Origin of the sequence: Nocardia sp. NPDC050710, assembly GCF_040654375.1 — a bacterium.
In the GTDB taxonomy this organism is placed as follows: domain Bacteria; phylum Actinomycetota; class Actinomycetes; order Mycobacteriales; family Mycobacteriaceae; genus Nocardia.
The window spans coordinates 259,361-273,011 of sequence record NZ_JBFAHV010000005.1; the positions used below are offsets into that span (position 1 = coordinate 259,361).

At 68.5% G+C, this 13,651-nt stretch carries 12 protein-coding genes; 6 read left to right on the plus strand and 6 right to left on the minus strand.

Annotated elements, in window-relative coordinates; genetic code table 11:
• Positions 1–22 precede the first annotated feature (22 nt).
• Positions 23–202 carry a hypothetical protein gene (locus AB0H61_RS13085; protein WP_357302924.1) on the minus strand — a complete coding sequence of 60 codons (180 nt, stop codon included), beginning with the start codon at positions 200–202 and terminating at the stop codon, positions 23–25.
• Between AB0H61_RS13085 and AB0H61_RS13090 the strand changes: the two genes are divergently transcribed.
• Positions 201–2,033: a phosphoenolpyruvate carboxykinase (GTP) gene (locus AB0H61_RS13090; RefSeq protein ID WP_357302927.1), complete on the plus strand. Its 1,833-nt coding sequence runs from the start codon at positions 201–203 to the stop codon at positions 2,031–2,033. The two genes, AB0H61_RS13085 and AB0H61_RS13090, sit on opposite strands and share 2 nt — an antisense overlap.
• A gap of 92 nt (positions 2,034–2,125) precedes the next feature.
• Here the strand turns inward: AB0H61_RS13090 and AB0H61_RS13095 are convergent, their stop codons facing one another.
• Both AB0H61_RS13095 and AB0H61_RS13100 read right to left on the minus strand, forming a co-directional pair.
• The gene (locus tag AB0H61_RS13095; RefSeq protein WP_357302928.1) at positions 2,126–2,878 is read right to left on the minus strand and encodes an HD domain-containing protein; all 753 of its coding nucleotides are present in this window, start codon (positions 2,876–2,878) and stop codon (positions 2,126–2,128) included.
• 271 nt (positions 2,879–3,149) lie between these two features.
• Positions 3,150–4,271, minus strand: a complete 1,122-nt coding sequence (locus AB0H61_RS13100; RefSeq protein ID WP_357302931.1) for a DUF3089 domain-containing protein — start codon at positions 4,269–4,271, stop codon at positions 3,150–3,152.
• Between the two features lie 176 nt (positions 4,272–4,447).
• On the opposite strand from AB0H61_RS13100, the gene AB0H61_RS13105 reads away from it, so the two are divergent.
• Together AB0H61_RS13105 and AB0H61_RS13110 are read left to right on the plus strand one after the other, a co-directional pair.
• Entirely contained in the window at positions 4,448–5,431 is a 984-nt protein-coding gene (locus AB0H61_RS13105) for a helix-turn-helix domain-containing protein (protein WP_357302933.1), read from the plus strand.
• A gap of 395 nt (positions 5,432–5,826) precedes the next feature.
• A complete protein-coding gene (locus AB0H61_RS13110) occupies positions 5,827–6,030 on the plus strand; it encodes a hypothetical protein (protein ID WP_357302935.1) in 204 nt (67 codons plus the stop codon).
• A gap of 99 nt (positions 6,031–6,129) precedes the next feature.
• Here AB0H61_RS13110 and AB0H61_RS13115 read toward each other — a convergent pair whose 3' ends face one another.
• Positions 6,130–7,575, minus strand: coding sequence for an aldehyde dehydrogenase (locus tag AB0H61_RS13115; RefSeq protein ID WP_357302938.1), 1,446 nt, complete (start codon positions 7,573–7,575; stop codon positions 6,130–6,132).
• Between the two features lie 222 nt (positions 7,576–7,797).
• On the opposite strand from AB0H61_RS13115, the gene AB0H61_RS13120 reads away from it, so the two are divergent.
• Complete coding sequence (locus tag AB0H61_RS13120) at positions 7,798–8,100, plus strand: hypothetical protein (protein ID WP_357302941.1); 303 nt, start codon at positions 7,798–7,800, stop codon at positions 8,098–8,100.
• 5 nt (positions 8,101–8,105) lie between these two features.
• Here the strand turns inward: AB0H61_RS13120 and AB0H61_RS13125 are convergent, their stop codons facing one another.
• Complete coding sequence (locus AB0H61_RS13125) at positions 8,106–8,912, minus strand: methyltransferase domain-containing protein (RefSeq protein ID WP_357302944.1); 807 nt, start codon at positions 8,910–8,912, stop codon at positions 8,106–8,108.
• Between the two features lie 247 nt (positions 8,913–9,159).
• On the opposite strand from AB0H61_RS13125, the gene AB0H61_RS13130 reads away from it, so the two are divergent.
• Positions 9,160–10,335, plus strand: a complete 1,176-nt coding sequence (locus AB0H61_RS13130) for a glycosyltransferase family 4 protein (RefSeq protein WP_357302947.1) — start codon at positions 9,160–9,162, stop codon at positions 10,333–10,335.
• Positions 10,336–10,412: 77 nt separating this feature from the next.
• On the opposite strand, the gene AB0H61_RS13135 is transcribed toward AB0H61_RS13130, so the two are convergent.
• The gene (locus AB0H61_RS13135) at positions 10,413–12,230 is read right to left on the minus strand and encodes a hypothetical protein (protein ID WP_357302950.1); all 1,818 of its coding nucleotides are present in this window, start codon (positions 12,228–12,230) and stop codon (positions 10,413–10,415) included.
• A 241-nt stretch (positions 12,231–12,471) separates the two neighbouring features.
• Here AB0H61_RS13135 and AB0H61_RS13140 point away from each other — a divergent pair, with 241 nt between their 5' ends.
• Entirely contained in the window at positions 12,472–13,626 is a 1,155-nt protein-coding gene (locus tag AB0H61_RS13140; RefSeq protein ID WP_357303208.1) for a polysaccharide biosynthesis protein, read from the plus strand.
• The last annotated feature ends 25 nt before the right edge of the window (positions 13,627–13,651 follow it).

The following is a 13,651-nucleotide window of genomic DNA, read 5'->3' on the forward strand; positions in this document are numbered from 1 at the left end:
GGTCGTCATACCGCGTTAACCTCTAAGCAGGAACCTGGGCGTCCGCTTCGTCCTTGTACGCCGTCCAGCCGGGGCGCGCTTTCGACTGGTCGTAGCGGGTGCCTTCCCGCCAACGGTGGCGCTTGGTGTGTTCGCGCTGGTCATGGGCCTTGGGCCAGGCGGCGAAGCATCGAAGTACCGCCCATCTCAGGAGAGTTTTCATGACCTCAGCGACCATTCCTGGTCTTCGTGGATCCGACGGCAAAGCGCCGACCGAGCACAGCGAACTACTCGCCTGGGTACAGGAAGTCGCAGAACTCACTCAGCCGGAGCGAGTGGTCTGGGCGGACGGTTCCGACGCGGAGTGGGAGCGGCTCACCAACCAGCTGGTCGAGGCGGGCACCTTCAAGCGCCTCGACGAGAAGAAGAAGCCGAACTCCTTCCTGGCCCTCTCCGATCCCTCCGATGTGGCGCGTGTCGAATCCCGCACCTACATCTGTTCCAAGACCGAGGCCGACGCCGGTCCGACCAACAACTGGGTCGACCCCACCGAGATGCGCGCCACCATGACCGAGCTGTACCGCGGCTCGATGAAGGGCCGCACCATGTACGTGGTGCCGTTCTGCATGGGCCCGCTCGGTGCCGAGGACCCCAAGCTGGGTGTCGAGATCACCGACTCGGAATACGTCGTCGTCTCCATGCGCGTGATGACCCGCATGGGCGCGGCCGCGCTGGAGAAGCTGGGCACCGACCGCCCGTTCGTGAAGGCGCTGCACTCCGTGGGCGCGCCGCTGGCCGAGGGCCAGGCCGATGTGCCGTGGCCGTGCAACGACACCAAGTACATCACCCACTTCCCCGAGGACCGCGAGATCTGGTCCTACGGCTCGGGCTATGGCGGCAACGCGCTGCTCGGCAAGAAGTGCTACTCCCTACGCATCGCCTCGGCCATGGCCCACGACGAGGGCTGGCTGGCCGAGCACATGCTGATCCTCAAGCTGATCTCCCCCGAGAACAAGGCCTACTACATCGCCGCGGCGTTCCCGAGTGCCTGCGGTAAGACCAACCTTGCGATGATCCAGCCGACCGTGCCGGGCTGGCGCGCCGAGACCCTGGGCGACGACATCGCCTGGATGCGCTTCGGCAAGGACGGCCGCCTGTACGCCGTGAACCCGGAATTCGGCTTCTTCGGTGTCGCACCGGGTACGAACAACAGCTCCAACCCGAATGCCATGGCCACCATGCACGCGGGCAACACCGTCTACACCAATGTCGCGCTGACCGACCACAACGACGTGTGGTGGGAGGGCCTGGAGGGCGAGCCCGATCATCTGATCGACTGGAAGGGCAACGACTGGCACCTCCGGGAGACCGAGACGCTGGCCGCGCACCCGAACTCGCGGTACTGCACGCCGATGTCGCAGTGCCCGATCCTGGCCCCCGAGTGGGACGACCCGCAGGGTGTGCCGATCTCGGCGATCCTGTTCGGCGGCCGCCGCAAGACCACGGTCCCGCTGGTGACCGAGTCCTTCGACTGGCAGCACGGCGTGTTCATGGGCGCCACCCTGTCCTCCGAGCAGACCGCCGCCGCCGAGGGCAAGGTCGGCACCGTGCGCCGCGACCCGATGGCGATGCTGCCGTTCATGGGCTACCACGTCGGTGATTACCTGAACCACTGGATCAATGTCGGCAAGAACGCCGATGCGAACAAGCTGCCGAAGATCTTCTACGTCAACTGGTTCCGGCGCGGCGCCGACGGCCGCTTCCTGTGGCCCGGATTCGGCGAGAACTCCCGCGTGCTGGAGTGGATCGTCGGCCGCATCGACGGTTCGGCGCAGGCCGAGGCCACCGCGATCGGCAATGTGCCGACCGCCGCGCAGCTGGATCTCGAGGGCCTGAAGGTCGACGCCGATGATGTCGACGAGGCGCTGAAGGTCGACGCGGACGAGTGGCGCAAGGAGATTCCGCTGATCGAGGAGTGGTTCGAGTTCGTCGGCGACAAGCTGCCCTCGGGCGTGCGCGACGAGTTCGAGGCGCTCAAGCAGCGTCTGGCGTAACCACCAGAAACGATGAAACCGCCCGCACCTGTTCGGTGCGGGCGGTTTCGTTCGTTACGGGGAGTCGTCGCGTATTCGGTCGGGCCTGACGCCTACTCCGCGAACGGCGCGAACCGGATCATCTGGTTGAAGCCCGCGCTGACCAGCAGCTTGGACCGGCCCTGCGGCACCGCCGCGGCCTCGGCCCGGAAGGCGGCGATGAGGTGCCGTTTGGCGTCGTGCCGGGGGTGGCGGGCCAGTAGTTCGTCGACCCAGGCCGCGTCCAATTCGCCGATGCGGGCGCCGATCACGTCGACCGACGCACCCGCGGAGACGAATCCGCCGGGATCGCTCAGATCCTCGGCGACGCCGGGGGTGATGTGCGCGGCAATGGCCGCGCCGATGGCCTCGGCGCGCTCCGGAGCGGCGCCGACGCGGACCGCGAACTCCGCGGCGCGCTCGCCGCCCGCCACCGCGAAACAGCGTCCCGGCGTGGGGTGTTCGAGCTGCAAGTCGTGCAGCAGACAGGCCACATAGACCAGTTCGTCGTCGTAGCGCGCGTTGTCGATATCGGCCAGTACCCGGCCGAAGAAGTAGGTCCGATACGAATGCTCCAGCATGTGGATCGACAGGGATTCGCGTGCTTCGAGTTCGGCCGCGCGGGCCAGCGCGGAGTCGGGAATCCGCAGGCCCGCGAATTCCAATCGCCCGCTGCCGCGCCTGCCGATGGCGCGCTTGGCCTGACCCGCCAGCAGTGCGGGCACGGCGCGGGCGAGTTCGGCCGCTAGCTGCCTGCGCTGGTGTCCGGTGAGCGCACCGCCGGTCCGAGTCGCCCATTCCCAATCGATTCCTGCGGGGGCACCCACGCTGTTCTCCTCTGTGTCTCGGCTTATCGAATCGAGTGAAGCGCGCGAGGCGGCGGCGGACGAGTGGCGGAAATGCCAGCAATGCTCGGATTCGCGCCAAATTGGTCCGGTGAAGCAGGTGTCGCACTCGCGCTCGACGGAAGCATGACCTACGACCAGGCGGTTTTATGGGCGTGACACAGCATGCCGCGGTACAAGCATTTTCGCTGGTGCCGGTCAGGTGATGTGGGCGAGGAGTTCGAAGATCAAAACTCACTCGGGTGCGAGAACGTCAGCGGCGGTACGCCGCGCTCTGCGTACCGACCAAGTTCACCAGATCTCGCTGCGCGAGGTTGATATCGAGTAGGTGCAGACCCCAGGTCTTGTTCGGAAGAGTGGGCAGGAGCTCGGCGCCCGGGCCCTCGACCATGAGAACATGCGGTCCATCGCCGCCGGTGCACCGGGCACGGAACCGATCCACTTCACGGCCCTCGACAATGCCGTGGATCGGGGCGTCGTCGTTGTCGCGCAACGATGCCGGGTTGGTGCACAGCACCTCGTACTCGGGCCCGAACGGCAGGTCCCCGCGGATGGCCGAGCCGCCCGGTACCTGTGGCGACAGGCCGAAGCGGGTGTCCGGCGGCGGTGTTTCCGAGAAGGACTCGTAGGCGATGACACACCCGGTCTGTGCCTGATCGGTGCATGCGGGCACGGAGGAGAAGTCGCCGCCGACCGTCGCACCCTTCGGGACCAGGATGTTGTTACCGATCAGGAGCGCCGAAACCAGTTGTGACTGTACTGGTTTCCCTTCGATCCGATTGCGGATCAGTATCCGCAGCATCGCGCTGCCCTGGGAGTGACCGAGGAGCACTACGCCGCGTCCGTTGTTGTGGTGAGTGAGGTAGTCGTCCCAGGCGCGTTCGACGTCCTGGTAGGCGAGATCGCTTCCCGCACTGCGTTCCTGTGCCGTCCCGTTGAACAGCGCACGTACCGTCACTTGCCGGTATACCGGCGCCCACACATTGCAGTTGACGCCGAAGGGTCCCGCCTGCGTCGAGGCAACCGCGCGCAGCTCGGGCGAAGCATCGAAGTTCGCGTTCGTGGACTGTTGCAGCGAAGCGGTGGGATACACATAGAAGCAATCGATCGGCGCGCCCGAGCCGCCGCCGCAGGGGTCACCGGCCTGACCGGGGCGGCAGAGCCAGGTGCTGACCGGTTCGGCCGAGGCGGGCGAGGCAAGCGCCACGAAGGTTGTGGTCAGCGCGAAAACCGCGCTCCACAAGAGCATCGACCGGGCGCTGAGCCGAGCGATCCGCCGCACCTGCCGAATCAGTGCGGCAACGCTATGGCCGAGGTCCTCGATCTCGTCGCGGGCTTTACCTGTTCGTACCAGGATCTGATCGGTACCGGCCATGTCAGCACTATACGCGGCATACCCGAATCGAGATCAACAATCAACTCGCCCAGTAACTCTCGCCCCTTCGGTCAGGCTGTACTCCTCCCGAGGTCGAGTTCCGTGTCGGCCTACGCATCATCCTGACCGGGCTCCAGGCGTAGACCCCCGCGTCCCGTGCCTGGTGGCGGAAGTCTATGCATAGCTCGGATTCATGCCAAGCTGGTCGGGTGAAGCAGGTTGCCGCACTCGCGCTGGATGGCGTCATGACCTTCGACCTGGCCTGCGCGGTGCAGGCGTTCCGGCATGGCCCGGATAAAACCGGTGTGCCGACGGGTTTCGAGATGCGGACCTGCGGGGTGCGCCCGGGCCCGGTGTGGACGCCGAACGGTTTCGAACTGCGGGTCGAGCACGGGCTGGAAGCGCTGGAAACGGCCGATATCGTGGTGGTGCCCGGTATCGGACTGCCCACTCTGCCGACGGCGCCCGAGGTGCTGGAGGCGCTGCGGGCGGCCGCGGCGCGCGGCACGACCATGGTGAGCCTCTGCGTCGGCGCCTTCGTGCTGGCGCAGGCCGGACTGTTGGACGGTCGGCCCGCCACCACTCACTGGGCATATTGCGACGAGTTCGCGGCCATGTATCCCGAGGTGAAGCTGGACCCGTCGGCGCTGTACATCGATGACGGCAGCGTACTCACCTCGGCGGGGTTGTCGGCGGCCTTCGATCTCTGCCTGCACGTGGTGCGCAGGGAGCTGAGCGCGGGTGCGGCCGCGGAGTTGGCCCGCTGGAACGTGACATCGCCGCATCGTGAGGGCGGTCAAGCGCAGTACATCCCGGATGCGTTCGGCCACAACGATTTCCCGGGCGCACTCGCCGCCACTATGGCCTGGGCGGCAGCGAATCCCGCTGCGGTGCGGGATGTTTCGTCATTGGCCGGGCATGCGTTGATGAGTGAACGCACCCTCATCCGCCGCTTCAAGGCCGAGGTCGGCACCACGCCGCGGCGCTGGCTGGAGGCGCAGCGTACGGCGCGTGCCAGGCAGTTGCTGGAAGATACCGATCTGCCGGTGGATGTTGTCGCGATACAGGCGGGATTCGGTAGTGTCACCGCGCTGCGGGCGCATCTGCGTGCGGCGACGGGGACGACGCCCGCGGGTTATCGCCGATCACTTCGTCGCTGAGTCGCCGTAGGGAGGCAGCGGGTCGGCGCCGCGCCCGACCTCCCGAGTGAGGTATATCGACGCAATCGATGATGCCGATCTCCCCTGCGTCAGTGGTTCTTTCGAGGCTGAAGGCCCATCGCGCAACGATCGAACCGCCCGGCCTATGCAGGGATAACTGTTGTCCGGCAATAGCTTTCGCGGCGGCGCGACACTATCCACCGGTCGGGCTCGCGTCGGGTTGTGGATGCTGTGCACGGCCTGCGCGTACGTGCCCTATGCTTACCCGCATTCAGCGCATCACAACCGTACAGTCCGGTTGCTGTCTGTGAGCCATCGGCTGAACTGCTTCCCCTATCGACACCGCGGCCCGTGACATCCACGATCCGCGACGGCGCGTGAGAGGTGGTTGGAGCATGACCGAGCCGGAGTTCGACGCGTCGGACGACCCCGGGGTGACCGATGTCGAATCGGCCGTCGCGAGTACGCCGTTGCAGCGCGCCGCCGGCCAGTTGCAGGCCGCACTTCCCCCGGGCTGGCTGGTCGAGATCGCGACCATACCGACCGAGCCGGTCGGCTTTCCCAAGGCGGTACTCCGTGTGGTGATGTCCACCGGATGAGTCGGCGCCGGGGCGACGAGCCTGTGGGGTCTCGTCGCCCCGAGCCGGTTCCCGGCGCATCCGGTCGGGCGAATGCGCCGTGTCTGTGTGCGGCCGGTCCTATCCGGTCCAGCCGAGCGGCATGAGCAGCGACTTCTGCTCACAGAACGAGTCGAGACCCTCGGGCCCGTTCTCCCGGCCGAGGCCGGAGTTCTTGTAGCCGCCGAAGGGCGACGTCGGGTCGAACGCGTACCAGTTGATCGCGTAGGTGCCGGTGCGCACCCGCGCCGCGATCTCGGCGCCGTGCTCGATATCGGTGGTCCAGACCGAGCCTGCCAGGCCGTAGACCGAATCATTGGCGATGGCGACGGCCTCGTCCTCGGTCTCGTACGGGATCACCGACAGCACCGGGCCGAAGATCTCCTCCTGCGCGATGGTGGACTTGTTGTCCACATCGGCGAAGATCGTCGGCTCCACGAACCAGCCGCGATCCAGTCCTTCGGGCCGTCCGCCGCCGAGCACCAGGCGCGCACCCTCGGCCTTGCCCTTGGCGATATAGCCTTCGACGCGCTCGCGCTGACGCTCCGAGATCAGCGGGCCGAGTTGGACGGCCGGATCGTCGGGTGCGCCGACCTTCATCGTCTTGACGTGCTCGACCAGCGCGTCGAGGATCTCGTCGTAGCGGCTGCGCGGGGCCAGGATGCGGGTCTGCGCGACGCAGCCCTGGCCGCTGTTCATCAGGCCGGAGAACGCCAGTACCGGAATGCCCGCCGCGACATCCATATCCGGCAGCAGGATCGCCGCCGACTTTCCGCCGAGCTCGAGCGAGACGCTCTTGAGCTGTCCGGTGGCGATGGCGCCGATCTTGCGGCCGACGGCCGTACTGCCGGTGAAGGTCACCTTGTCCACGCCGGGGTGCGAGACCAGATATTCGGCCGCCTCGGCCTCGGCGGGCAGTACCGAGAGCACACCTTCGGGCAGACCGGCCTCGGTGAAGATGTCGGCGACCATATTGGCGGTCAACGGGGTCAGTGGTGCCGGCTTGAGCACGATGGTGCAGCCCGCGAGCAGCGCCGGGGCGAGCTTGTTGCAGGCCAGGAAGAGCGGGACGTTCCACGCGGTGACCGCGGCCACGACGCCGCGCGGCTCGCGGGAGACCCGCGAGGTGCCGAAGACGCCGGTGCGAGTCTCGGTCCAGGGGAACGACTTCGCGAGACCGGCGTAGGCGTCGAGCGCCGCGGTGGCCGGAATCTGATTGAGTGTCATGCCGATCATTGGCGGGGCGCCCATTTCCGCGGTGAGCGCGGCGAGGAGATCGGCCGAGCGCTCCTCGATCAGGCGGGCGGCGCGGGTCAGTACGGCCGCGCGCTCCTCCGGCGGGGTGGACGGCCACGGCCCGTTGTCGAAGGCGTGGCGGGCGGCGGCAACCGCGGCATCGACATCGGCACGGACGACGACCGGGACACTGCCGACCGGCTCGACCGTGACGGGAGAGATGACCTGGAGGCGCTCGGGGGAGGTAGGCGCGGTCCACTGGCCGCCGATGAACAAGTTGTCGTAGCGCATGAGAACACGTTACAGTTTTATGGCCCTTTTGTCTGTAACATGTTTCAGTTTTCTGTCCGGACAATGCTCTGAACTGGGTGAATTCCAACCTGTCGGTTCGCTTTTCCGAGAACGCACTATTGCGTTCTGTTGCTGGACAGGGGATGCTGTAGCGACTGATCAGCTCGCTCGATTGTTTGATCCATTACTGCATTGATCTGATACCGCAGGGGTGAACGAATCATGGCGGTGCAAGTGATCGGCCGGTCGCTGATGACCAGCGATCGGACCGAGCATCAAGCGAAAAGCGTGGGTGGCGGCGGGTGGGTGGTTTCCTTCCTGCCGGGTCGCACACTGACGATCGAGCAGGCCACGGCGGCCATGCAGGCCGCCGAGGCCGTTGCCGTTGTCGGTTTGCTGGCCGATCTAGTCGGGCTCACCACGCTGGAAACCGTCGGGCTCGCGATTCAGGAATCTCCGTGGGGCGAGCCGGTCTCCAATACCTGTGGGCGGCGGGCCTGGCGTTGGGGCAGGCTGGAGAGGTAGCCGCGCTACGCCGGCTTGATCGCTACCACCACCAGATTGCTGACCAGCAGCTCTCTGATCCCGGGCACCCGGACCAGCCACCAGGCCCAGTGCGGGTGATAGCGCGGGAATACCGCGCGCACATCGGCGGAAGTGCCCGCCGCCCACCGCAAACCGTCCGCCGCGCGAACCGCGAACAGGGACCGGCCGAAACGGTTCTTCGGCTCCCGCCCGTATTTTCTGCGGTACCGCCGCGCGGCGTACTCCCCGCCCAGGTAATGCCATGGTCCGGTCTCATGGCCGCCGAACGGGCCGTGCCACACCGTGTACGACAGCACGATCAGGCCGCCGGGCCGGGTGACCCGGACCATCTCGTCGGCCATCAGCCACGGATCCGAGACGTGCTCGGCGACATTGGAGGAGAAGCAGATATCCACGGCGTTGTCGCGGAAGGGTAGTGCCATGCCGGAGCCGCGCACCGCGCCCGTCGTCGCCAGTCCTGCCGCGTGCAACTCCGAGGGGTCCGGTTCCACCGGAATGTATCGGGCACCGGCACTCGCGAATTCGTCGGCGAAGTAGCCGGGGCCGCCACCCACATCCAGCACCGTCGCGCCGCCGAGTCCGCGGCCGGTGAGATCGAGGTAGAAGTCGCCGAGCATGGCGGCGCTGTCGGCGGCGATACCGCCGTAGAAGAGGGCGGGGTCGGTCTGCTCGAACCGGAAGCTGCCGAGCAATCGCAACGACCGGCGCAGCGTCGCGCGGCGTGCGAACCGGGACGCCGTGGGCCGGTCGGCCGTCGCGGCGTCGGGCGGCGTTGTTTCACCTCTTGGCACGGCGCAGAGTCTCGCACAGGCCGGGCGTGGCGCCGCAGCCTGCGTCGGAGGTGGGGCGTGTGACCGGCCCGGTGCCGCGCGCGCCGGGCCGGTACTGCGGCAGGCTATCGACATTCACTGTGAAATGTGCGTATTTCAACATTTTCCGACCGATCGGTGTCGGTGGACCGCTTGCTGGACGGGTGCGCAGGTTAGTGTGTAGCCCGATATCCCGGCCGGGACCCGACGAGGCGAGAGAAGCTCCACTGTGCGCGAAGTCCTCCTGCTCTGCTGGCGTGACACCGGACACCCGCAGGGCGGCGGTAGCGAACGGTACCTGGAGCAGGTCGGTGCGCAGCTCGCCGCGCGGGGGGTCAAGGTCACCCTGCGTACCGCCCGCTATCCCGGCGCGCCCCGGCGCGAACATGTCGACGGCATCGACATCAGTCGCGGCGGCGGGCGCTTCACCGTCTACCCGCGTGCGCTGGCCGCGATCGCCCTCGGCCGAATCGGCCTCGGCCCGTTGCGCGGGGTGCGCCCGGACGCCGTGATCGACACCCAGAACGGGATCCCCTTCTTCGCCGCGGTCGCCGCCGCCGCACCGTCGGTGGTTTTGGTGCACCACGGCCACCGGGAGCAGTGGCCGGTCGCCGGGCGGCTGGTCGGCCGGATCGGCTGGTGGATCGAATCGCGGCTCTCACCGCGGGTGCACCGCGAGAACCAGTACCTGACCGTCTCGCTGCCCTCGGCCGAGGAACTAGCCACCCTCGGGGTGGACCGGTCCCGCATCGCCGTGGTCCGCAACGGCGCCGAACCGGTTCCCGCAGACGTTCCCACCGGTGCGGCTCAGACCCGCACACCGGAACCCCGGGTGGTGGTGCTGTCACGCCTGGTGCCCCATAAGCAGATCGAGGACGCGCTGACCGCGGTCGCCCGGCTGCGGGCCGATGTGCCCGGCCTGCACCTCGACATCATCGGCGGCGGCTGGTGGGCGGACAACCTACGCGCCTACGCGAGCGAACTCGAGATCGCCGATGCGGTCACCTTCCACGGCCACGTGGACGAGCGCACCAAACACGAACTGCTGTCACGCGCCTGGGTGCATGTGCTGCCCTCCCGCAAGGAAGGGTGGGGGCTGGCCGTGATCGAGGCCGCCCAGCACGGGGTTCCGACCGTCGGTTACCGCAGCTCCCGCGGCCTGACCGATTCCATTGTGGACGGTGTCACCGGCGTGCTGGTCGACGACGCCGCCCACCTCGCCGAGGCCGTGGGCGAGCTGCTCGACGACGCCGCGGCCCGCACCGTGATGGGCGAGAAGGCGCGGGCGCGGGCTCGCGAATTCTCGTGGGAGCAGACCGGAAACGGGGTGTACGAGGTGCTCGCCGCCGTCGCCGGGGGCGCCCATACGTCGGGTCTGGTCGCCGCACCCGACGCAGGCAACTGACCGGATCCGCTGCGAGCGCGCAGGTGCTGACCGCGTGGTCGAATGCGCGACCGCACGACAGGTGCGTGTCCGGCGCGCTACGGCTCGTCCCGTTCGGGGCGGTCGACCGCCGCCACCAGTAGTCCGCCGATCAGTAGCGCGACCCACAGCAAATGCGCGGCCGCCGCGATGAATCGATGCGCGCCCTGTGATTCGGTATACCGATCCTGAGCGCCCGGAACTCGATAGAGTGCCAGTTGGGTGTCCTCGTATACCGGATCCAGCTGTGCGAGAGTCTTTTTCGATTCGCCGAGTGGTCCGGGTGTGGAACGTTCGACGAGCACCCAGCCGACGCCCAGATCGGCCAGTCGCCGCGCCGAACCGCCCTGCAACAGTGTGCTTTCCACATCGCGTGCCCGGGTGCCCTCGCCCGCCACGGTACGGCCACGGACCGGCAGCTCACCGGTCTGCAACACATCTCGCGGCAGCATTCGCGGCGCGGGATCGAGCACCGGAGCGCCACCGCTGTACGGGAATTTGCGGAACATCCCGCCGGGCAGCACCGCCACATCGCCGGGGCCGTCGATCCGCTCCGCGACCCGCTGCCAGCCGATCGGATAGTGCACCGGACGCAGCGCGCCGCCCGCACCCCACGCGAGATCGAGCAGCGGCAGAATCAGTAGCACAACGAAAAGTGTTGCGGCCAAGACGGGGCCGGTGCGGTTATCCGATGGCGTGGAATTCGCTGCCCCGCCGGTGCTGGAAATCTCCGATGCGACAGTCACTTCCGCGTGGCGTCCGCCGGTCCTTCGTGCGACAGCAAGGCATCCGGCCGCGGCGCACAACGCGTAGGCGGGCATCGCGAGCGCGACATACTTCTGGGTATCGCGGAGCAGGCCCGCGCCGGGAACGTGAACCACCAGCCACTCCATGACCTCCATGCCCACGGAGGTCGCGGCCAGGGCGGGTAGCGCGATGGCGGCGGCGGCCAGCGCCAACAGCGCACGGCGGATGTACAAGCCGCCCCGATCCTCGGCCCGGGTGGTGGCGACGGCGCGGATGCCGGTCGCGACGATCGCGAGCAGCACGAGGGTCGCGGGCAGGGCGAGCAGCGTGGTCCGGGATCCGGGTACGGCGTCGGCATTCCAGATCCCGCCGAGCCCGGCCAGGCTGCCCAGGGTGCCCAGGCCCGGCTCGGCGCGCGCGGCGAAGGCGGCGATACCCGCCGGATCGGAGGGTTCGGCGCCCGCACCGGATAGCGCCGTCGCCGTCAGCCACGGCGCGGAGGCCGCGGCAAGCAGCAGCAGCGAACCGGGAATGCGGCGCCATCCCACCGTCACCAGCGCGACGCAGCCCGCCAGCAACGCGCCGGTCGGCGTGAGCCCGGCCGCGGCGAAGCATCCGGCCAGCGCACCCCATGCGCCGATGCGCCGGGTGGTCGCGGTTCGGATTCGGTAGGCCGCCAGCACGGTCCATGGCAGGGCCGCATAGCCGGTCAGCAGGCTCCAATGTCCCTGGAGCAGGCGCTCGGCCACATACGGATTCCACAGGGCGACCGTGGTGGCCACCAACTGCGCGGCGACCGGCGCCCGCAGCAATGCGCGAGCCAGCACCGCCGCGCCGTATCCGGCGGTCCACAGCGCCACCAGCAGGATCGCCTTGACCAGTAGCCCGCCGTCCACCACCGGCGACAGGACCGCGAGCAACGCATCCTGCGGCACCGCCCGCGGCGCGGCATCACCCAACCCGAACGCCGAATCCGTCGGGTACGAGCGCGGTGTGCTCACCGCATCCCGCACCAGCAGATATCCGGATCCGAGCAACGGCCCCACGATGAGCAGGACAAGTACGGCGCTGTATGCGGCCGGAAGCAGCCCCGTCCACCGCCCTCGTCGTCCCAGACCGCTGTCGCCCACGGACCAGAACCCTACGTCCAGCCCGCCCATCCGCCCACACCCCAGGCGCAACCACCTCCCGGCCGTGCGGGTGCTCGCATACCGCGTCGGGGACATACGGGCTCGGTCCCACCTGAGCGAGGTGGATGCGGCGAGTCGGGGTGGATGCGGGGTGGATGCGGCTGAGGTGGGACGATGGGGTGTGCTTGCGGTTCGTCGTCTTCCTGTGGTGGCGGATTTGACGTTGGTGACGGCGGGGGCGATGACCGCCAATGTGGCGGGTTATCTATTGCAACTGCTGGCCGGGCGCTGGCTCGGGGTGACCGGGTACAGCGAATTCGCCAGTTTGCTCGCGGTGCAGCTGCTGTGCGCTGTGCCCGCGCTGGCATTGCAGAACGTGGTGGCCAGGGAGTCGGTGCGCGGCGCGAGCATGGCGGCATTGCGCGGTGTGCAGTGGCGTTGCGCGGTGATCGTCGCGGGTGTCGCCGCGGTGCTGCTGCCGGTGGTGACCGCGGCGTTGAATGTGAGCGTCGCGGCCTGCGCGGCAGCGCTCGGCGCGGCGCCCGTACTGGTGCTGCTCTCGGGGGAGCAGGGGATTCTGCAAGGCGATAACCGGTTCCGCGGCTTGGCGGTGGTGCTCGGCGCGGCCGGGGTGGCGAAGGTGACGCCCGCGCTGGTGGTGCTGGCGCTCGGTGGTGGTGCGGCGGCCGCGCTGTGGGCCGCGGCCTCCGGTCTGGCGGCGGCCGCGCTGTTCGCCCGCTATGTCGCGGGCGGCGGATCGCGCCCGACGCGGGAGGTAACGGTCACCGACTCCGTCGGTGTGCTGCCGGTGCTACGGGCGGCGCAGGTGCAAGCGGCGCTGATGGCGCTTTCCTCGGCCGATCTCATCGTGGTGCGCATGGTGTTGGACGAGGCGGACGCCAGCCGCTACGCCCTCGGCACCATCGCCGCGAAGATCGCCTTCTGGCTGCCGCAGGCGGTCGGGGTGGTGCTGTACCCGCGGATGGCGCAGCCGACGCATTCGGCACGCGCCATCCGGGACGCGCTCGCCGTGCTGTCCGCGATCGGCATTGTCGCCGTACTCGGCGCGGCCGTGGCGGCACCGCTGGCCCCGCTGTTCGCGGGTGAGGACTACGCCCCGATCCAAGGTCTGCTCTGGCTGTTCGCCCTGCACGGCGCGATCCTCGCGGTGCTGCAGGGCGCGGTGCTGTCCGCGATCGCGGTGGACCGCACTGCCCTCGCCGCCGTGACCTGGGTGGGGCTCGCCGTCGAGGTCACGCTGATGGTGTCCTTCGCCCGGTCCGTGCCCGCCCTCATCACCACGGCGGTATGCGTCGCGGCCACGACCACCGTGGTCGTCGCGGTGATCGTGCTGCGCACGGCCGAGCACACCGCACCGCAACGCCTGTCGAGCTGAGGTCCCCGCGCACGCCCGCGATGCC